The organism is Sphaerospermopsis sp. LEGE 00249, assembly GCF_014299995.1.
Classification (GTDB): domain Bacteria; phylum Cyanobacteriota; class Cyanobacteriia; order Cyanobacteriales; family Nostocaceae; genus Sphaerospermopsis; species Sphaerospermopsis kisseleviana.
In genome coordinates this window covers 23986-43759 of record NZ_JACJUZ010000033.1, presented here as the reverse complement: position 1 = coordinate 43759, position 19774 = coordinate 23986, and the positions used below count along the sequence as shown (strand labels likewise).

Genomic DNA, 19774 nt, shown 5'->3' with positions numbered 1-19774 from the left:
CAGGAGTCAGGATTTCAAGGAGTCAGGAGTCAGGAGTCAGGAGTCAGGAGTCAGGAGGTAAATATTTTTCCCCAATCACCAATCCCCAGTCACCTATCACCTATTCCCTTGAGACAATATCCTACTCCTCTAACTGTATGCAGTAGTGGCTGATCAGAACCCCGATCTATTTTCCGTCTCAAATAACCAACATATACATCTACAACATTAGAATCACTATAAAAATCAAAATCCCAAACGTGTTCACCTATTTGTGTACGGGTAACTACTGTATTGGAATTACGCAATAAATACTCTAAAAGTTTAAACTCTAAGGGGCTAAGTTCAATGAAACGTCCTCCACGCTGAACTTCCCTTGTGACTACATCCATAGTTAAATCACTAACCTGTAAAATGGTGTTAAATTGTAATGGTGGGCGACGTTGCAAAGCTCGTAACCGTGCCAGTAATTCTGAAAATGCAAATGGCTTGACTAAATAATCATCTGCACCATGATCTAATCCTTTTACCCGATCTTCTACAGTATCCCGTGCTGTTAAAAGTAAGACTGGAGTTTTAATTTTTTGCTGGCGAAATTCTCCTAGTAGCTTTAACCCATCAATTTTGGGTAGCATAATATCTAAGATGATAATGTCATACTCAGCAGCAAAGATGTATTCCTTACCTTCTTCACCATCATGAGCCACATCAACAGCGTAACTCATCTCTCTGAGTCCTTGACTGATAAATTGGGCTATTCCTGGTTCATCTTCAACTAGCAAAATTCGCATATAGCAATCTAGCAATCCTATTTTAGTTGAGAATTTATTGGTGAGCAAGTCCTAAGTTGACAATTTCATAGACAAAACTATACTTGTATTGACAAAAATCAATATATTTTTAGGAAAAAATCAACTACTTGATATATAATACGGTGATATCAAGTATTGAATTGAGACTATTGCCGACGCGAAAACCAAGCAATGATGGTGGTAGTCTTTTTCAGAAACTTAATTGGAACACAATCGCGTCTGGCTAAGGCGTGAAAGTCTACTGAGGGATAACTGCTCCCATGCTCCCGTTGAAGTAGAAAGTAAAGTCTAGTTTTGTCTAGGTTTTATATAGCAGGTAAGGGAACAGGTGACTGGTGACTGATGACTGGTGACTGGTAACTGGTGACTGGGTAGAAAATTCTTTACTTATTCCCTATTCCCTATTCCCTATTCCCTATTCCCTACTTTCCCAACAACTAATGACTAATGACTACTTACAATAACCCTTCTAGTCGGCGACGGAAGCTGTCTAGTTCAGAATCAGACATTTGCTGTTCTTCTGACTGAGAACTATAGTTATCATAGTTATTTTGAGTTTGACTTTCTGGTTTCCAATCAGTTTCTTCTACGTTCTGTTTTGGAGGTGTCACCACGGTATTACTATTTTCTGGCACAAGTTCCCAGCCAAAATCCGCACTTTTGCAAAAGTCTATGATATCCTGGTCATCCATTCCCTCAACCGTCGGTGTCGGGAAATCTTGCGCTTCTAACATTAAAGCAAAGCGGGTGGCATCATCTTCTGATTCAAACATCATGATTGTATTGCGATCGCCCACCCGAATCGAGTGAATCCCTTCATTATCAGTTCCCGCATTGAATAGTAGTACAAAAACACGCATCTTTAATTCTTTAATCCTTTGACTTGACGTTTATATTATTTCTATTAAAGTTCGAGATTGTGCCTCTGGGAAAGCCAATAATAGACGAAAGGTATATTTTTCAAGATTTCAGGCAAATCAAACCCTAATTGTGGTAATCTCTGGCTAAACCTGGGGAAATATGTAAACTGGTCTGTACCCTACCAGTGGCACAGCTAAATATTGTGCTAATTATAAGAGGATGTTTGACCACTAACTCCGGCAATTTCCAGAGTGCAAACCCATGTCTAACACTTCCAAAAAAGATCAAGAAACCCCAACCGCAAGCCGCAAAGGCTTATGGTTGATCATATTGAGTCGTGGTAGCATGGCGTTAGGCGCATTTTTGCTAATTGTAATCATCGGTGGTATTTGGCGTTTAAGAAATTTTATCCAAACAGAGTTAGCACCCCTAGCACAACAAAATCTTACGAATATCCTCAACCGTCCAGTTGAATTGGGAGAAGTCAAAGAATTTTCCCTCACAGGAGTTAGGTTTGCTGCTTCAGCTATCCCCCCCACACCCACGGATACAGATCGGGTGACAATAGAAGCGGTAGATGTGGGTTTTGATCCTTGGCAGTTAGTTGTTAATCGTCAATTAAAATTAGATGTTACTTTAATTAACCCAGATATTTATATTCAACAGGATAACCAAGGACGCTGGATCACTACCACTATCGCCCCACTAGGAAAACCAGGACTGATTAAAACCGATTTAGATAAACTGCGCGTTCGCAACGCCAAGTTAATATTAGTAGGAAACCAGAAAACCCAGGCAACAGGGGAAGCAGAAGCAGCAGAGAAACAAAGGAAAAATATCAATTTCCCAGTCCCCAGTTCCCAGTCCCCAATACCTGTAACATTTTCAGGACTATACGGAACTGCCCAACTGATAGAAAATAACCGACTGATTAAATTTGACGTAGCCGGAAAACCAGAGAACGGTGGTAATATTTTCCTGCAAGGAAATCTCCGCGCCCAGGCAAATTTAGAAGGTAATTTAAAGGTAAAAACCCAAGATTTATTAGCCGCAGATATTACTCGTTTGATTCAATTACCAATAAATTTACAAGCTGGTCGGGTAAATGGTGATTTACAAATTCAATTAATACCAAATCAACAAACTTTATTAGATGGTACTGCTGCTTTACAAGGGGTAACTCTACAAATTCCCCAAGTCCCACAACTATTAAGCAATACTCAGGGAAATGTCAGGTTTCAAGGATTAGCTATAGAGTTAGATAATGTAGTTAGTAATTATGGTAAAATTCCCCTTACTGCTAAAGGTTTGATTGACCGAGAAAAAGGTTTTAATTTATCAGGGCGTGTCAATGCTGTAAGTGTATCAAATGCCTTAGAAACTCTGAAAGTGCAATCACCTTTCCCTGTGAGTGGGGTGGTTAAAGCCGATTTGCAGATATTAGGAAATATTGACAAACCTGTGCTTTCAGGAACTGTGGCTAATATCAAAACTGCTAAAATTGATCAAGTTGATTTTGAGAAAGTTAGTAGTAAATTTGAGCTTTCAACTCGTGATGCTCTGCTGACTCTCAAAGATATTCAAGGACAAACAAAATTAGGTGGTGAAGTTAGCGGGGCGGGAAAAATTGCCCTGGGGAAAATACCGCAAATCAATGTGAATTTAACTGCTAAAAATGTTCCAGGGGATGCGATCGCTAAACTTTATAATGATCATATTAACTCTACATTCAAAATTGGCACTGTCTCAGCTACAGCTAAGCTTATTGGTACAGCTAACAATATTCAAACTTTTGTAAAATGGCAAGCTCCCCAAGCAAGCTATGCTGCTACTGGTGAAACAATTATTAACTCAAATCGTACAGTTGATTTTCGTAATGTTGCTGTTAATATTGCTGGGAATATAATCCGGGTTTATGGTAATTATAATCCTCAAAGTTGGCAAGCTGTCGCTCAAGCTTCAGGTGTAAAATTAACACCATTTCTCAAAGAAGAACAATTAGAAAATATCTCTTTAAATAACGCAGCATTTAACGGTAAATTAATCATTTCAGGAACTTCTGAAAATTTTAAAATTACTAATATTCGTCCAGAAGATGCCAAGATTAATATTGCTGGCGGTAAAATTGCCATTTCTCGTTTTCAGTTGGAAGATAAAAACTTTATTGCTGACTTGATAGCTCAAGATGTACGATTGGGAACAATCTTAAAACAATCTCCCCCCATTTTCAATAATCCCATCGCCGGGAAATTTACTATTGCAGGTAATACCGAAAATTTCAACTTCAATAATTTTGGTGCTATTGGTGAAGGCAGTTTAAAAGTTAATGATGGCACAATTACAGCTAAAAATATTCAAGTTAGTAATGGTCGCTACAAGGCGCAAGTTGCAGTAGAAAATGTACCTGTGCAGAGATTAGCAAATGTTCCACCTCAAATACAAGGTGCATTAGTTGGTGAGTTTAATGTTGCTGGTAATGTTACATCTTTTCAACCTGAAACTATTCAAGCAAATGGTCAAGCAAAGTTAAATCTTGCCGGGGGAACATTTACAGCGTCTAATATTCAACTTGCTAATGGTCGTTACCAAGCATTAGTTAATAGTTCTGGTGTACAATTAAAACGTTTAAATCAACAATTATCAGGTAAATTTGCAGGTCAGTTAAAAGTTGCTGGTATTGTTGGGTCTGCGAAATTAGCTGATATTCGTGCTACTGGTCAAGTGCAATTTAGTCGAGGTATTCCGGGAATAAATTCTCCTTTAAATGCTGTAGTTTCTTGGAATGGTCAACAATTAACTATTCCCCAAGCAAGAACTCCAAATTTAAACGCCAGTGGTTATATTTTAGCTGATGCTAAACAACCAGGTATACCAGAAATTACTCAATTAAATCTCAATGTTCAAGCGCAAAATTATGACCTTAAACAATTACCTTTGCAATTACCTCATGCGATCAATGTAGCTGGAAAAGCAGATTTTAAAGGACAAATTACCGGGAAAATCACAGCACCGAATGTTATTGGATCTTTGGGTTTGCAAAATTTGCAAGTGCAAAGCAAAATACAAAAGTTTGCCTTTGAACCATTATTAACTGGTAACATTAATTTAGTGCAAGGAAGGGGTTTAAGTTTAGATGTTGCTGGTAAAAGAGACAGACTAGCAGCTAAATTAAATGCCAATAATCAACCTAGCGCCTTTTTAGTACAGTGGCAACAAGCATCAGCTACAGGTCAATCTCAAGGCGAAAATTGGGCAGTTAAAGTTAATAATTTCCCCTTACAAGTGTTAAATTTAAACTTAAATTTAAACTTACCTAATAATCCGATTTTGGGTCAAGGTGCATTAGCTGGTTTGTTAACGGGAGATTTGCAAATAAATCAACAGACATTAGCAACACGGGGAAATATTGCGATCGCCAAACCGCAACTTGGTAGAATTAAAGGCGATCGCTTCACCACCGAATTTCAATACAACAATAATTTAGCCGCCTTCACAAACAGCGAATTTATCAACGATCAAAGTCGCTACCTGTTTGATGCTAACCTCAAACAAACTCCTCAAGGTCCCCAAGTACAAGCCAAAATTAACATCAACCAAGGCAAAATTCAAGATTTACTCACCGTTGCCCAAATATTTGAAATCCAAGATTTACAAAGAGGTTTAACACCTCCCACCTACGGTACAGCAGCAGATTTAACCACCAACCCGCGAGGTTTACCAAATCAACCTTTATTTAATCAAATTCAACGTTTAGCAGAAATTGAAGCACTTCTAGTTGCGGAAGAACAAAAACGGCTAGAATCAAAACCAATACCATATTTAAAAGACTTAAAGGGAACTTTCAACGGAGAAATTGCCATCAACACCGCTACAAAAAACGGACTAACAGCACAATTTGACTTACAAGGACAAAACTTTACTTGGGGTCGAGAAACAGAACCTAATCGGTTTTATCGTGCCGAAAAAGTCATTGCTAAAGGTGCTTTTGAAAAAGGTGTTTTGCGGTTACAACCTTTGAGCATCGAAGCGAAAGATAGACTAATAGCCTTTACTGGTAATGTTGGTGGTGAAGAACAATCAGGAAAATTAACAGTCGAAAAATTCCCGATTCAACTATTAAATAACTTTGTCAAAATCCCCGTAGGAATTAGTGGTAATCTCAACATTGATGCTGCTATAGCTGGTAATATAGCCAACCCCCAAGCTAGAGGAGAATTAAAAATCACAGAAGGAACACTCAATCAAAAACCAATACAGTCAGCCAACGCAGGTTTTAGTTATGCTGATGGACGTTTGAAATTTGGCAGTCAAGTCATAGCAGTAGGAAACGAACCAGTTAACATTACTGGTGATATTCCCTACAAATTACCATTTGCATCAGTAACACCAGACAACAATCAAATTACCCTAGATGTCAAAGTCAAAGATGAAGGTTTAGGATTATTAAATCTGTTCACCGATCAAATAGCTTTTGAGAACGGTGAAGGAGAAGTAGATTTAGCTGTCAGAGGAACTAGACAACAACCATTAGTTAAAGGTACTGCCTCTCTTAATAACGCCACATTTGCAGCCCAAGCTTTACAAGGTAAACTAACCAATGTGTCTGGAAAAGCCGAATTTGATTTTAATAAAGTATTAGTAGAAAACCTCCAAGGGCAGTTTAGCAATGGTAAAATAGAAGCCACAGGAGAAATACCAATTTTCAACAGTCAAAACATCCAAATAGATAAACCCTTGAGTGTGAAACTAGAACAATTAGTATTAAATCTCAAGGGATTATATCAAGGTGGTGCAAGTGGTAATTTAGAAATTACAGGTTCAGTATTACAACCAGCAATTAGTGGTGGTATAGAATTATCTAATGGTCAAGTTTTACTAACAGAATCTGATACACAAACCTTATCTCAAACAGGTTCTGATTTATCAATTTTTGCAGATAATAAACAAAACAAAACCAGTGATATTGAAAGCGGAATAACCAGATTAAATAATTTGCAAATCAAGCTAGGAAAAAGTGTAGAAATAGCTCGTCCACCTGTTTTCAACTTCCTAGCAACTGGTGATTTAAATGTAAGTGGTACTTTAAATAATCCTATACCCGCAGGAACTATCAGATTAACCAAAGGTGGCGTAAATTTATTTACTACCCAATTCAATTTAGCTCGTAACTATAAACATACTGCAACTTTTAGAACTTCTGATCCTCGTGATCCTGAGTTAGATATTAAACTGTTTGCTAAAGTGTTAGATGGAATCCAAACAATTGATCTCAGCAGACAAGTTTCGACAGGGTTATCAGAATTAGAAACCGTCCGCGTCGAAGCAATAGTTAAAGGTCTTGCTAGTCAACTAAATGAGAATTTAGAATTAAAAAGTAGTCCCTCACGTTCACAAACAGAAATTGTCACTTTGTTAGGAGGTGGGTTTGTAGACACCCAAGGACGTGGTGACACAACATTGGGTTTAATTAATATTGCTGGTTCGGCTGTTTTCAATAACTTTCAAGCTGCATTTAGCCAAATTGGAGATGCTTTTGGTTTAAGTGAACTGCGGATATTTCCTACCATTCTTTCTGATAAACCCGAAGCAGGTAAAAGCAACTCGACTATAGAATTAGCATTAGAAGCAGGTGTGGATATTTCTAGCAAATTTTCCTTTTCTACGATCAAAATTTTAACCGCTAGTGACCCCTTTCAATGGGGTATTAATTACAGAATTAATGATGATTTTCGTGTTCGTGCTTCCACAAATTTAACTGATGATAGTCGGGCAATTATTGAGTTTGAAAGAAGATTTTAACTGGGGACTGGGGACTGGGGACTAGGTAATCATTTTATTTTTCCCAATTACCAATTACCAATTACCAATTACCAAATGAATGATATTATTTTTTCTCAGCACAACCTTCTAAAACCCTATTTCCTAACATCAAAATAGCCGAATAAGGGTAATTTTTATCTGACATCCCATCACTACAACTATTAACTTTTCTCAGAATTAACATATTGTTTTCCCGACCTCTAAAGCGGTATACTCTAACTAAATCATTTGGTCTTCCTTGGGCTGTTAATGGTGCTGTATACGGGAAAGTTTGATCTCTGTTTCCTGGTGAACTGTAAATAATTCCTCGTCTACCAACAGTCACACTCCAAAATGGTTCTGTACCCCTAGCAACAAATTCTTCAATTTTAGATGATTGGGCAATACTCTGATCAGAAACTAACACAGTTGCACCAATTCCTAAGACGACTAAACAAGAAATTAAGGTTTTCATGGTTACTAATTAATATTGATGTTTGAGTCTGAACAAGTAAGAATACAGAACGCAAAACGCAGAATCCAGAATACAGCCAGAAAATTCCAGTAAAAGAAATTAAATGGACAAGCATTATCAATTGACAATTGATAATTGTTTCATTCAAGGTTTAAAACCTCCCCTTTCAAGGGAGAGGTAATTTTCAATTGTTCATTGTTAATTGTCCATTATTGAAATCAGCCTAAAGGAATTGATATCAATACACTTTAAGAAGTCGCATCTCTGAAGATTAACACCAAATACGACCACGACGGAAAGGTTTATCAGGTTCAGTTTGCTGGGCTTTTTGTCTAGCCATTTCCTGTGACCAAAAACCATAATCCTCTAAACCAGTAGATAATAATTTGCGTTCAATTTCTGCTGGTAGTTGAGGTTCTGGTTGGCTGGAATTTGCGGGAGTTTTCTTTGGTATACTCATAATTTTGATAATTCCTAAAACGTACATCTACAAGAGGACTTAATTTGCTGATAACTGCGATTTTGAAAAGCAGCAGGATCATTATAGTTAGCACCATGTAATAAATCCATGCGAATATGAACTAAATCTTCAACTCTGCCATGAATCACATCAACAGACCGATGAGGATAAATAATATCCGGTCTTTTTATTGGTGGGGAAAGTTTAGGTAATCTCATAATCAATTGTAGATTTTAGATTGTAGGTTGGGTTGACGCAAGGAAACCCAACATTAAAAAACTCAACATGATCAAAACTGTGTTGGGTTGCGCTGTCGCTTAACCCAACCTACTACTACTTAATTAATAAGGAGTAGACCAAGAACGGACTTCACCCAAGGTCACAGGAATAATATCACTCACATCAATTGTAAACCGGAATAGTTTCTTCGCACGACGGCTATTTTCAGGATCAAAGAACTTCAATTTTACATCCCAACAATCGCTATCTAAACGACAGAAAGGACTTTTCTCTACTGTAATACTATCCAATTCCATACCTGTAGCCACAGCTTCAGCGAAGGTAGAAGCCGCTTGGAAAGCATTCGTAGAAGCAAAATTTAACGCCCGGTCTTGGGAAGTTGTACCTAAATTGCGTAAATCATAATAAATACGGCTGAGGAAACTACCCAAAGTGCGGCGAATAGACTCTTCTTGGGCTTCTGTGGCTTGTGCTTGGACTGTCTGAATAGCAGCCTCAACCAAGGTGTTAACCTTCCAACCGTAAAGCCCCCGTGTGTTGGGAACTTCAATTACAGGCACAACTTGACCAGAAAAGAGTTTTACACTGCGTCCAGATAAAATACCGGGAATACTGACTCTCTCTACATAATTCTCGCTGTCTTCTGGTTGAATTTGTCCCGATAATAATTGTTGTAAAATTTCATAGACATCTCTGGCAAAAGCCCCACCTGGTTCTATGGCATAGATAGGAGTTAATTCTAAATTCAATGTCCAAATTAAGGATTTAGCCTCAGAAAGATTATCTCCTAAATAATCTACCATCTGCCGCGCATCATAAGGGTTAGCGGGAATTGCTGTTCCGTCTATTTGTACTCCCGGCATTAGTTGTTTAAAAGAGTCTCTTCTGGCTTCTGAACCAAAATCATAACCCAGTGTACCTAAAGCATAAACTAGGTTAACTTCAGCGAGGTCGCTGGGTGCTTGGCTGGCGGTGATGTAGTTAGATGTGCGGTTTGACATAGTTGTAGGTGTTGTAGGTCTGGAATTTGATATAGTTGCAGTTGTTAAAGTTGCAGAAATTGTCGCTGGTATAGCCGGAACAACTTCTGCTATTTCATCTGGGATAAATTCCTCCGGGTTGGGTTCGGGTTCAGTGATGTTTGTTGTATCTATGCCACCGCAACCACAACCAGCAGCTTCTATACTGTCCACGGTGTCAATAGTATCTAATTCTTCAGACATTGTTCCTCCTGTGAAATATTGCAATGCACCGGAAATATTTAACTTGCCTAGCAAGCAGCGACTCACATCGTCGGTATCCTTGGTTGTGCAAGGTATGGCAGTTTCTAATAAGGCGGTTCTCACCTTAGCGGGGTCGGGTGTTTCACCGCGTTGAATTTGCAGACTTAGGAGTAAAGCAGCGACACCGGAAACAATGGGAGTAGCAAAGCTAGTACCACTGAGTTTTTGTGTCCCTCCTCCGGGTTTTGCCCCTAAGATGTTTGACCCTGGGGCAAGGATGCCTTGATTTTGGTAAATTTCTCCCCAGTTGCTAAAGTCTATGGGTTTACCTTGGTCATCCATCGCCCCTACTGCTAATACAGTGGGTAAGGATGCGGGGACGTGCAGACATTCGCAACCATCATTACCAGCAGCAGCCACAATTAAAACATTGTTATCTTTGCATAGTTGCACAGCCCTATCTAACCAGCCTTCTGCTTCACCATTATCGGTGAGTTGTCCAGCACTGACATTGATAATATGCGCTCCAGCATTGACGGCTTGTTCAATGGCGCGAGCTAAATCTAGTTGAGAAAGTTTCCTATTATTGTCACCAAAAATAGGGAGGATTAACCCTCGACATTGGGGAGCTATTCCCTGTAATTCTGAAGAATTATGTTGACCAAATATGATACTTGCGACATGAGTTCCATGTCCAGACATAGATCCGTTAGCAGTAGCTTCTCCCTGAATAAGTGTTGGCAATCTTGTTAAATTTGCTGCATTAAAGCAACTATGAGATTGATCAACCAATCCGTCGAGTATGGCTACACATATTTGTGAATCACCCTGTGTCAAGTTCCATAATTTCTGGATTTCCGTTTTAATTGAGGATTTTGGCATTTAATTTGTTAATTATTCGCCTAAATAGTTTTTTCCGCCATAAATGTCTATTTTATGGCATTTTTATTACGATAGTGCTTTCCAGAACACAAAAGTAATTGTCATATTGATTCGGCTGAAATGTCAACTCAATTTACATATTTTAACGTATATAATTTTTTATTATGTCAAAAAAAAAACGGTTTTAATAAGTGTTAATTTTCTCCTTTGCTGTGGCTTAAAATTAGTATTTAAAATTTTTGACAGTGATTTCCTCGTCATGCAATAGCAACTAAACAGTAATGTCAATAGCTCTAATCTACTATAAGAAATTATTATGAATAATGTCTTGCGTTGAATCATAATTGGCTGTACTATTGAAATCAAGGTAGCTTCACTTAGTCATCAAAAGTAAAAACCAGAAATTAGATTTAGGTGTAGATATTGATGACTATATTGCCACTCTCAAAAAGTCTAATGTTATTCGTATTGTCCCAATTGATGAGGAAATTTGGCTAGAAAGTGTCAAATTAGAATGGGAACACAAAGATCCTGTTGATAGAGTAGTTGTAGCCGTTGCCAAAATAAACCAAGCCTCTATTATTACAGCAGATCGAAAAATAGCTGATTTCTACCCTTTAGTGATTTGGTAAATCACTATAAAAAAGCTTCTGGTGAATTACAACTCGTTAAATTACCCTTCAAAATCAATTTAACGCCTTCACCAAACCAGTCTTCTTCACATCGAAGAAGTGATCTAAACAAACAAAAAGGAAAAAAACACCATGACTAAGAAAAACATCCGCCCCCAACAAGTTGCTCCCGTAGAACGGGAAACCATCTCTACTTCTAAGGATCAAAGTGGTCAGGTAACACCCTCGGCTCAAGGGGTCTCTTACTTCCCATTTGCAGGCGACGACGCGGAGTAACTCACCTTAATCTATCACCCACCTCCAAAAATATCAAAAGTCTTTTTCTACATCCCTTGGCGCACGGTTCGCCTCGATGAATTGACGAACAACCCTTGTCAGTTCCGGGGTTTCCGATACCTGGCACGACGGGGGAGGTGAAAAACGAGACTTAGATTTTTTGGGGTTGGTGGTTGAACCCTGATTTGTGAGATGAACCCCAGCCAACAGCTTACTACCCCAGTGGTATTGGGTTGGGGTCTTCTCCTTGGGTTTATACTTTTGACAAAAGCCTTTATACTTTTTGGCACATTCTTCTAAGCTGTTTCCCAGTCGTAAAAAAGCCGGATGCCATTGAGTTAAACCATCATCGGTTAAGCGTTCATAACTGCCATAATTGCTGAAGTCATAGAAAAAACTCTGGCGCATTTTGGCAGCTTTAGGATTAGCGTGAATATACCGTAAAGTATTTAATACTCTGTTTCTATCTGAAGAAGGAAACCCATCACAGTAATATCGTTTCTCCCAAAAGCTTGTGGTGAGCGAAGTCGAACCATGTCCTGTTCTTCTTAACATCCGATTAAAACACATCGCCGTGTACCAGTTGAGGAAGTGCATAATTTTGGGTAACTCTTCTGGCTGTTTAGGTGCAATCAAATAATGAACATGATTTGACATAATGCACAAAGCATAAAGCTGGAAATTGTATTTATCCAAAGCCTTTTTTATTGCATAAAGAAACACCTCCCGACATTCCCGCCGTGATAATTTGAATTTGCGGTTATTGCAACGGGTGGTAATGTGATAAGAGTATCCAGACTGTAAATTTCGAGGTTGTCTAGGCACAAGAAGGAATTATAAATGACTATTTCTGAGAATTTATTTATAGGTAGCCAAAAAAATCTACATTACATCAATCAACATAAACATATCTTTGATGTTGACCATCTCTACACCCTGAATATTTTCGATGATTTTACTCAAAAAGTTACACATTGGGGATTAGAATGTTCTTGTAAAATCCAAAAAGATCAACTGTATCCGGCTCGATTTAATTTATTTCGTAATCAACCAAATTGGCAAGATTATCAGACAGCTATTAATTTTTTTCAGCAAGTAGCAGCCAGGACAGATGTTAAAATAACTTATCATCTCATTGAGAATTTTGTTGGCAATGATTTCGATTTCAGTAAAGTCCACCAGATATTAGTAGGTATTGATTTAAGAAGAGAATTTAGTGCTTCTCGCCTCAAATTTTGGTTTATCATCAGTGATTATCCCCAAAAATTAGCCAAGGCAATATCCCTATGTCAATCTGCTGAAGAATTGCAACCATTTTTGGTAGATAATTCCGTTGTCATTGGCTTTGACTTTGACTTCAATGGTGGTAGTGAAATCGAGGTTTATCCCAGTATTAGCAAAGAAAAATTTCAACAACTAGCCAAAGTTCTGTCACCCCAGGCTTTACAACTTTTAGATAGCTGTTGGTCATTAATTATTGGTTTTAGCCAAGGCAACCCCGAAAAAATCCTTTATTATCGTACCAGTGACCCTAATAACTTTATTGCTAATTTACGCAATGATTTAGCTAACCGAGTTCATGCCTATTATCGAGAACAACCTGTACAGGGAACAATTGTAGGACTACGGGAAAATGAAATAATAGCTGGGAGGATAGAAAATTTGAATCTGTATTATCAAATGAGTTCTCCTATAACCACCAACAAAAACTAATAAGAAAATGTAGGTTGGGTTAAGGGACAGCGCAACCCAACAAAATTAAATCACAAAATCACCAAAACGTTAAATAACATCATTAAAATGCAATTTCCAGAAGTCCAAATAAATAAAACTAAATGCCCAAAAAAATTAGATAATTAAAACAGATGTTGCAAAAAGCAGGATTTACATTATTACCAAAGCGGGGAAAAGGTAGTCATTCTTACTGGATTCATCCACTTTTACCAAAACCTGTAGTTCTATCTGGCAAAGACAGCAAAGATGCAAAACCTTATCAAGAGAAAGATATAATAGAAAGTATCAAAGAACTTGAACAATTAGAAAAAGCAGATAAACTATGAAATATAGTATTTTAATTCAATGGTCTGACGAAGATCAAGCCTATATTGCCTTTTTACCTGAGTGGGGAAAATATGCTAAAACCCACGGAGAAAGCTATGAAGAAGCTCTAGAAAATGCCAAGGAAGTGTTAGAAGATTTGGTGTATGGCTATAATCAAATCGGTAAGCCCATACCCCAACCCCAAATATTACAAAAAATAACTTAAAAAAGACATAATCTGACAATAATGATATCTATTGGTTAGATGTAGGTTGGGTTAAGCGACAGCGCAACCCAACAACATTAAATCACAAAATCACCGAAATGTTGGTTAACATCCTGGAAATCCTGGATATCCTGATTGGTGACAATTTCATTTTCTGCAAAATTTGAGCAAATTTTATGATATCTACTACTGCAATTTCTCCCATCTTAACTATTCCTCCCCTAGAAAACGGCGACAAATTAACCCGTCATGAATTTGAACGGCGTTATCATGCCATGGCGAATCTCAAAAAAGCCGAATTAATTGAAGGAGTAGTTTACGTGGCATCACCATTAAGAATCAAAAGTCATGGAGAACCCCATGCTTATATTATGACTTGGCTGGGAGTTTATAAAGCAGCTACACCGGGCATAGGTTTCGCCGATAATGCCACAGTGCTAATAGATACAGATAACGAACCACAACCGGATGCTTTATTAAGAATTGAAGCAGGAGGACAATCAAGAATAAATCAAGATGATTATGTAGAAGGTGCGCCAGAATTAATAGTAGAAATTGCTGCTTCTAGTGCTTCCTATGATTTACATGAAAAACTCAAAGTTTATCGTCGTAATCAAGTCCAAGAATATTTAATCTGGCGAGTTTATGACTATCAATTTGATTGGTTTAGGTTACAACAAGGGGAGTATATTCAACTTCAACCCAATGCAGATAATATAATTTGTTCCCAAATATTCCCAGGTTTATGGTTAGATAAAATAGCATTATTAGGAGGAGATTTAGGAAAAGTGTTAACCGTTGTCCAGCAGGGTTTAGCAAGTCCAGAACATGAGAATTTTATTAGTAGATTATCTAGTTAGCAGCAGTTACCATCCAAACTAAAATTCCTAAAATGACATCAACAGGAGGAAGGGGATAATCTGTAAAATCAATTGTTACAGTTTGTTCCGTTAATTGTAGAAATCGCCAAACAGTACCATTAGTGACGCTACCATAAATTGTAGGAATGGGTTGATTATTAATTTCATTAAATTTTTGAGCAGCAATCATTTCCGCAATACACTGGCCAATACCCGGATTTAAGTCTGATTTTTTAGCTTCCACAATCATAACTGCTGGTGCTTCCACTTCTAACTGTTCGGGTGAACGACTCAGAACAAAATCACAAACTCCATTCAATCCTAAAGCCGAATCTACAGTAAAATCTGTACCAGAGAATAGACTAATTTTTCTTTGTAATATCTTACGAACCTCTAGTAAAACCGGACTAATGATTAACTCAGAACGTGCTTTTTCACTTCCTGTCGCTATAGCTAATGGTAAACTTTCCACTAAAAAATCAGTCAGGGTTGTACTAGCAGCTATTGGTTGGATTTCTGGCAGAAACTTTTGATCTTCAATGGTGTTTATGCCAAAGGTTTGCTTGACTTTTCTGAGGGTAAAATCACTGTATGACATAATGTAAATATTTCCAAGAATGATGTAAAATTCATGTAAAAATCTTATAGCGGTATGCACTTGAATGAGATACAGAATTTAACCAAAAACCATACACAGAAGAACTTTCACTTCTGTTCCCTGTTCCCTGTTCCCTGCTATATATGAAAATCAACCAACAGCAAAACCTGTATATTGTCTCACCAAAGGTTCATGAAATGCTAAAACAATATCTGATTTTGGCACTCCTAATTTAACTAACTCATCCGCTATACCAATTTCAGTTCCATCATGTTGTATCCAAATTTTATGATCTTTAATATCTAAATGCAAAACACAACCATGCTGCCGTTTTCTATTTTTCCAACCCACATACATCAATTGATAATGATCACCAAAAGTATCAAAAATCAATTGTTGTTCAATTTCATCTTTAGCTGAACCTAATTGAGCATATTCTGTGATCACTTGTTTGACATAATTGCGATATTGTTCTAGTTTTTCCATGCTACAATTACCTCCTGAACTGGATCATAAATCATGATTTTAATTTGGGAACGCTCAACAACTGTTTTAATAAACTGCAATTGAAAGAAAGAGTAATAAATTCCTGAAGGAACAGCTAAATATGAAACTCGTTGTGGTTGTTGTTCTTCTAATGCCAAATGATAATTAAAAAATTGTCAAATGGCTTCATGAAATTGAGAGATATTAGATGTACCAATAAAACTCTTAATTTCCACCGCTATTTTTTCTCCTTCTCTTTCAGCAGCTAAAACTTGCTCTGCATCGAGATCAATATACATTTCCACATCACCGACTTCTATCCTTAAAGGATCATCTGTAATCACCCAACCCTCTTTTTATAACCCTATCCTAACAGCATCATGAAAAATATCTTTAGCTGGCATTAACTTTATGTAAAATTATACTTTTAAAGAATACTTTTTACCCTTAATTATTATAACACCAATTACAACAACACAATCAAAACCATGCCTAACCTGACAGACATCCCCGGAATTTCCCAAATTTGGACACGCACAAAAGGCGACCCCCGGATTAAAATTGCTATCCTTGACGGTGCTGCGGACTTAGAACGTAGTTGTTTTCAAGGTGCAAATTTTAGTCAATTTAAACCCTACTGGTCAGAAGATATTGAACTCAACGAAGAATATTATTATTATCTCAAGTTACATTTAGAATTTAACCAACAACAAAAAGATAAAAAAGACGACCCAGACCACGACAAAGAAGAAGCGAAAAAAGAACGAGAAGCATTTTTTGCCTCCTTTCCTCCTGCTATTAGACGACGGATAGAATTATCAAGTCATGCTACCCACATTTCTAGCACTATCTTAGGGCAACACAACACACCCGCCCCAGGGATTGCTCCTTTATGTACAGCATTAAATATTCCCATTTCCTTCGCTGGTGATGATTTTATTTCCCCCATCAACCTCACCCACGCCATTAATACAGCTTTGCAATGGGGTGCAAATATCATCCATATCGCTGCTTGTCACCCTACCCAAACCGGAGTAGCACCAGATTTATTTGCCCGTGCTGTGAAACAATGCCAAGATAACAATATGTTAATTGTTGCCCCAGGTGGTAATGATAAAGGGGAATGTTGGTGTATTCCCTCTATTCTTCCTGGTGTGATTACAGTGGGTGCAATGCGAGATGATGGTCAACCGTTTAAATTTAGTAATTATGGCGGAGAATATCAAAATAAAGGGGTAATGGCCAACGGTGAAAATATTTTAGGTGCCCAACCGGGAACGGAAGAACCTATCAAACAAAAAGGTACAAGTTGCGCTGCACCCATTGTCACAGGTATTTCTGCCTTATTAATGAGTATGCAATTGCAACGGGGTGAACAACCCAACGCCGAAGCAGTGCGGGAAGCGATTTTAAATAGTGCTATTCCCTGTAACCCCGAAGAAGTGGAAGAACCGGAACGCTGTTTATTAGGTAAGTTGAATATTCCCGGTGCGTTTCAATTATTGACGGGAGAAAGGTTAGAACCTCACCCCCAACCCCTCTCCTACCAGGGAGTACAAGAACCTCACCCCCAACCCCTCTCCTATGAGGAGAGGGGAGTAACAATCTCTCGTTCCCAGGTTCTACCTGGGAATGCTACATCAGAGGCTCTGCCTCTAACTATACCGTCAGGCAGAGCCTTGGAGGCAGCATTCCCAGCCGGAGACTGGGAACGAGAAACTTTAGTTATTAGCCAGGGAATTAATTCCTCAACTGATTCTATTACCCCTAGTGCGGCTTCTAAACTTGTCTATGCTTTGGGTACTATTGGTTATGACTTTGGTGATGAAGCCAGAAGGGACTCTTTTAAACAATTAATGCCAGCAGTGAATATGGACGGGGCAATTATCCCTGCTAACCCCTATGATAGCCGGCAAATGGTTGATTACTTGTCAGCAAATCCTACGGAAGCTAAACCTTTAATTTGGACTCTTAACCAAGAACTAACTCCCATTTATGCTTTAGAACCTGTGAGTGGTTTTGCCGCAGATATCTATGAAACTCTCATTTTAATGTTAGAGGGACAAATTCAACCAGAAAATAGTGATGATTTTGTGGAACGGGTGAGTATTCCTGCAAGGTTAACAGATAGAACTGTAGAGTTATTTTCTGGTCAAGTTGTGCCTGTAATTACTCTAACTAATACTAGGGGAATGTATGGCTGGAAAGTCAATAGTTTGGTAGATATGGCAATGCAAACTGTAATTACAGAAGGCACAGCACCAGCCCAAGAAATAGCTATGAGAAAGGCTTTGAGTAGTTTCTTAAATCGAGTTTACTATGATTTGCAAAATGTAGGACAATTGGCTAAAGATCGGGCGTTAAATTTTTCTGTAACTAATGCTTTTCAAGCTGCTTCTAGTTTTTCTCAAGCTATTTCTACAGGGATGCAGCTTGATAGTATTGAAGTGGAAAAAAGTCCTTTCTGTCGCATTAATAGTGATTGTTGGGATGTGAAATTAAAGTTTTTTGACCCGGAAAATGGACGTAGAGCGAAGAGAGTTTTTCTGTTTACTATTGATGTTAGTGACAGAATTCCTGTAACTTTAGGTCAAGTTCGTTCTTGGTCTGTGCCGAAATAATTAGGGGTTGCTGAAAATTTTCAGCAACCCTTAATTACACACCTAGATTATTACCATCTTGCTGATTAATTGCTAATCGCAAAAGTGATAATCCTAAAATGATTAAAAATAACACCAAGCCAATTGTACAAGCATAGGTAAATTCTAAATTACTAAATGCCTGTTCATATAAATAGGGTTCTTCAGTACATAGTATGCTAAAATATTAGATGTTCACAGGCTATTGTTTCAAAATATTCGGGAAACATATATAACGGTTTGGAGACAAATCCTAAACCGTTTATTATCATGGCTTTTACTACTTGACCTGCATTTACTTTTTCGCCCTTTTCGACTCCTATTAATTCATTTATTATTTCTACTATTCCTATCGCGTCTATTATTCCTGCTACTATCCCTAGATGGTCTATGTTCTGAATTTCTATTTCTTGAGGTTTTAATTTCACAACAGCTTCCTCTATTACTTCTGTTGTGATTTTCTCATTTATTGTTTTGTTATCAATTCATTTTTTTCCTATTGAATCTTCTCTCTGTGTCCCGTTACGAAGTTTCACTTTCTCACTCCATACCCAGCTTAATGCTATTTACTCTTATTAAGCCTCTTAACTTTTAAGTTACCTTTAGTTATTATGTACTACTTTAATGGCTTTTTTGATCTGTGACAGTTGAGGGTGCGGAATGTGGGTTTTAAATCAATTGATGAGTTAATTATTGTTAATTAAATGCAGCGATCGCACTCCCTACATCCTCAATTAAGCAGACATTAAACGCTGTGTAGGTTCAGGAATTTTTCGACCTAACTCTTGAGCAGTTTCTATCCATTCATGCATAATAATTTCTATATTTTGCAGTGCTTCTTGATAAGTTTTTCCATCAGCAGCGCATCCCGGTAAATCTGGAACTTCTGCGATAAATGCTTGGTCTTCTTCACTCCAATAAATAATAATTTCATACCGTAGAGTCATCTTGACCTCCTAGCTGATATTTGAGTAAAACTTCACGGACTTGTTTAATTTGATTAATAGTTGACACAGTTGCTCAAAGGATATATTTGTATCAGATGCGCCTGATAAAATTTTAGCTAATAGCTTGTCTTGTTGACTCACAAGTTATGATTTTATTGGTTCAAATCTCTATAATAACCCAAGTGGCTAGTTATGAGGAAGAGCGATAGCTACGCTGCACTTCGTGAACGCTAGGGTGAAGTTTGGGAAATAAATGGGTCAATAAAGTAATAACCCAAGTAGCATAGCAGGAACTTTATTCCCTGTGTGTGGTGAAGTCACTTCATGTTTTTGTATTTC

General features: G+C 37.8%; 18 protein-coding genes and 3 pseudogenes. 8 read left to right on the top strand and 13 right to left on the bottom strand.

Annotated features, from left to right (window positions below):
* Positions 1 to 89 precede the first annotated feature (89 nt).
* Positions 90 to 770 (bottom strand): response regulator transcription factor, encoded by a 681-nt coding sequence (locus tag H5968_RS13090; protein WP_096565724.1) that lies wholly within the window; start codon positions 768 to 770, stop codon positions 90 to 92.
* Positions 771 to 1246: 476 nt separating this feature from the next.
* The gene (locus tag H5968_RS13085) at positions 1247 to 1651 is read right to left on the bottom strand and encodes a DUF3110 domain-containing protein (protein WP_187040303.1); all 405 of its coding nucleotides are present in this window, start codon (positions 1649 to 1651) and stop codon (positions 1247 to 1249) included.
* A gap of 262 nt (positions 1652 to 1913) precedes the next feature.
* Between H5968_RS13085 and H5968_RS13080 the strand changes: the two genes are divergently transcribed.
* Positions 1914 to 7451 (top strand): translocation/assembly module TamB, encoded by a 5538-nt coding sequence (locus H5968_RS13080; protein WP_187040302.1) that lies wholly within the window; start codon positions 1914 to 1916, stop codon positions 7449 to 7451.
* A gap of 85 nt (positions 7452 to 7536) precedes the next feature.
* Here H5968_RS13080 and H5968_RS13075 read toward each other — a convergent pair whose 3' ends face one another.
* From H5968_RS13075 to H5968_RS13060, 4 genes are all read right to left on the bottom strand, one after another.
* Positions 7537 to 7926, bottom strand: a complete 390-nt coding sequence (locus H5968_RS13075; protein ID WP_187040301.1) for a COG3650 family protein — start codon at positions 7924 to 7926, stop codon at positions 7537 to 7539.
* A gap of 271 nt (positions 7927 to 8197) precedes the next feature.
* The gene (locus tag H5968_RS13070) at positions 8198 to 8386 is read right to left on the bottom strand and encodes a cyanobactin biosynthesis PatC/TenC/TruC family protein (protein WP_255427122.1); all 189 of its coding nucleotides are present in this window, start codon (positions 8384 to 8386) and stop codon (positions 8198 to 8200) included.
* 14 nt (positions 8387 to 8400) lie between these two features.
* On the bottom strand, positions 8401 to 8604 hold the full coding sequence (locus H5968_RS13065) for a cyanobactin biosynthesis system PatB/AcyB/McaB family protein (RefSeq protein ID WP_187040299.1): 204 nt from the start codon (positions 8602 to 8604) through the stop codon (positions 8401 to 8403).
* A gap of 123 nt (positions 8605 to 8727) precedes the next feature.
* On the bottom strand, positions 8728 to 10731 hold the full coding sequence (locus H5968_RS13060) for a PatA/PatG family cyanobactin maturation protease (RefSeq protein WP_187040298.1): 2004 nt from the start codon (positions 10729 to 10731) through the stop codon (positions 8728 to 8730).
* Positions 10732 to 11114: 383 nt separating this feature from the next.
* Here H5968_RS13060 and H5968_RS13055 point away from each other — a divergent pair, with 383 nt between their 5' ends.
* Both H5968_RS13055 and H5968_RS26100 read left to right on the top strand, forming a co-directional pair.
* Complete coding sequence (locus H5968_RS13055; RefSeq protein WP_187040310.1) at positions 11115 to 11363, top strand: PIN domain-containing protein; 249 nt, start codon at positions 11115 to 11117, stop codon at positions 11361 to 11363.
* A 132-nt stretch (positions 11364 to 11495) separates the two neighbouring features.
* Entirely contained in the window at positions 11496 to 11639 is a 144-nt protein-coding gene (locus tag H5968_RS26100) for an anacyclamide/piricyclamide family prenylated cyclic peptide (protein ID WP_187040297.1), read from the top strand.
* Between the two features lie 33 nt (positions 11640 to 11672).
* On the opposite strand, the gene H5968_RS13045 is transcribed toward H5968_RS26100, so the two are convergent.
* On the bottom strand, positions 11673 to 12464 hold the full coding sequence (locus tag H5968_RS13045) for a transposase (RefSeq protein WP_187040296.1): 792 nt from the start codon (positions 12462 to 12464) through the stop codon (positions 11673 to 11675).
* Between the two features lie 15 nt (positions 12465 to 12479).
* Between H5968_RS13045 and H5968_RS13040 the strand changes: the two genes are divergently transcribed.
* The 4 genes from H5968_RS13040 to H5968_RS13025 all read left to right on the top strand — a co-directional run bounded on the left by H5968_RS13040 (position 12480) and on the right by H5968_RS13025 (position 14765).
* A complete protein-coding gene (locus H5968_RS13040; protein ID WP_187040295.1) occupies positions 12480 to 13352 on the top strand; it encodes a LynF/TruF/PatF family peptide O-prenyltransferase in 873 nt (290 codons plus the stop codon).
* 152 nt (positions 13353 to 13504) lie between these two features.
* The gene (locus H5968_RS13035) at positions 13505 to 13699 is read left to right on the top strand and encodes a type II toxin-antitoxin system HicA family toxin (protein WP_187040294.1); all 195 of its coding nucleotides are present in this window, start codon (positions 13505 to 13507) and stop codon (positions 13697 to 13699) included.
* Positions 13696 to 13905: a type II toxin-antitoxin system HicB family antitoxin gene (locus H5968_RS13030; RefSeq protein ID WP_187040293.1), complete on the top strand. Its 210-nt coding sequence runs from the start codon at positions 13696 to 13698 to the stop codon at positions 13903 to 13905. Before H5968_RS13035 ends, H5968_RS13030 begins: the two co-directional genes overlap by 4 nt.
* Before the next feature lie 176 nt (positions 13906 to 14081).
* Entirely contained in the window at positions 14082 to 14765 is a 684-nt protein-coding gene (locus H5968_RS13025; RefSeq protein WP_187040292.1) for a Uma2 family endonuclease, read from the top strand.
* Here the strand turns inward: H5968_RS13025 and H5968_RS13020 are convergent.
* The 3 genes and pseudogenes from H5968_RS13020 to H5968_RS13010 all read right to left on the bottom strand — a co-directional run bounded on the left by H5968_RS13020 (position 14758) and on the right by H5968_RS13010 (position 16193).
* Entirely contained in the window at positions 14758 to 15363 is a 606-nt protein-coding gene (locus H5968_RS13020; RefSeq protein WP_187040291.1) for a hypothetical protein, read from the bottom strand. The genes H5968_RS13025 and H5968_RS13020 overlap by 8 nt on opposite strands.
* Before the next feature lie 150 nt (positions 15364 to 15513).
* Entirely contained in the window at positions 15514 to 15849 is a 336-nt protein-coding gene (locus H5968_RS13015; protein WP_187040290.1) for a XisI protein, read from the bottom strand.
* Positions 15837 to 16193 (bottom strand): annotated as a pseudogene (locus H5968_RS13010) (XisH family protein). Before H5968_RS13010 ends, H5968_RS13015 begins: the two are co-directional and overlap by 13 nt.
* A 144-nt stretch (positions 16194 to 16337) precedes the next feature.
* Between H5968_RS13010 and H5968_RS13005 the strand changes: the two are divergent.
* Positions 16338 to 18470, top strand: coding sequence for a PatA/PatG family cyanobactin maturation protease (locus H5968_RS13005; RefSeq protein ID WP_187040289.1), 2133 nt, complete (start codon positions 16338 to 16340; stop codon positions 18468 to 18470).
* A 34-nt stretch (positions 18471 to 18504) separates the two neighbouring features.
* Here H5968_RS13005 and H5968_RS25690 read toward each other — a convergent pair.
* From H5968_RS25690 to H5968_RS12995, 3 genes and pseudogenes are all read right to left on the bottom strand, one after another.
* Positions 18505 to 18645, bottom strand: a pseudogene (locus H5968_RS25690) (sugar ABC transporter permease); the annotation flags it as partial.
* A gap of 28 nt (positions 18646 to 18673) precedes the next feature.
* A pseudogene (locus H5968_RS13000) lies at positions 18674 to 18916 on the bottom strand (DUF4277 domain-containing protein); the annotation flags it as partial.
* Between the two features lie 306 nt (positions 18917 to 19222).
* A complete protein-coding gene (locus tag H5968_RS12995) occupies positions 19223 to 19435 on the bottom strand; it encodes a type II toxin-antitoxin system HicB family antitoxin (protein WP_137666895.1) in 213 nt (70 codons plus the stop codon).
* Between the last annotated feature and the right edge of the window lie 339 nt (positions 19436 to 19774).

Coding starts and splice junctions, on each gene's coding strand:
- H5968_RS13070 (WP_255427122.1), bottom strand. CDS start 8,386: ATGAGTATACCAAAGAAAACTCCCGCAAATTCCAGCCAACCAGAACCT.
- H5968_RS13040 (WP_187040295.1), top strand. CDS start 12,480: ATGACTATTTCTGAGAATTTATTTATAGGTAGCCAAAAAAATCTACAT.
- H5968_RS13015 (WP_187040290.1), bottom strand. CDS start 15,849: ATGGAAAAACTAGAACAATATCGCAATTATGTCAAACAAGTGATCACA.
- H5968_RS13025 (WP_187040292.1), top strand. CDS start 14,082: ATGATATCTACTACTGCAATTTCTCCCATCTTAACTATTCCTCCCCTA.
- H5968_RS13005 (WP_187040289.1), top strand. CDS start 16,338: ATGCCTAACCTGACAGACATCCCCGGAATTTCCCAAATTTGGACACGC.
- H5968_RS13075 (WP_187040301.1), bottom strand. CDS start 7,926: ATGAAAACCTTAATTTCTTGTTTAGTCGTCTTAGGAATTGGTGCAACT.
- H5968_RS13090 (WP_096565724.1), bottom strand. CDS start 770: ATGCGAATTTTGCTAGTTGAAGATGAACCAGGAATAGCCCAATTTATC.
- H5968_RS13020 (WP_187040291.1), bottom strand. CDS start 15,363: ATGTCATACAGTGATTTTACCCTCAGAAAAGTCAAGCAAACCTTTGGC.
- H5968_RS13060 (WP_187040298.1), bottom strand. CDS start 10,731: ATGCCAAAATCCTCAATTAAAACGGAAATCCAGAAATTATGGAACTTG.
- H5968_RS13035 (WP_187040294.1), top strand. CDS start 13,505: ATGTTGCAAAAAGCAGGATTTACATTATTACCAAAGCGGGGAAAAGGT.
- H5968_RS13085 (WP_187040303.1), bottom strand. CDS start 1,651: ATGCGTGTTTTTGTACTACTATTCAATGCGGGAACTGATAATGAAGGG.
- H5968_RS26100 (WP_187040297.1), top strand. CDS start 11,496: ATGACTAAGAAAAACATCCGCCCCCAACAAGTTGCTCCCGTAGAACGG.
- H5968_RS13030 (WP_187040293.1), top strand. CDS start 13,696: ATGAAATATAGTATTTTAATTCAATGGTCTGACGAAGATCAAGCCTAT.
- H5968_RS13080 (WP_187040302.1), top strand. CDS start 1,914: ATGTCTAACACTTCCAAAAAAGATCAAGAAACCCCAACCGCAAGCCGC.
- H5968_RS13065 (WP_187040299.1), bottom strand. CDS start 8,604: ATGAGATTACCTAAACTTTCCCCACCAATAAAAAGACCGGATATTATT.
- H5968_RS12995 (WP_137666895.1), bottom strand. CDS start 19,435: ATGACTCTACGGTATGAAATTATTATTTATTGGAGTGAAGAAGACCAA.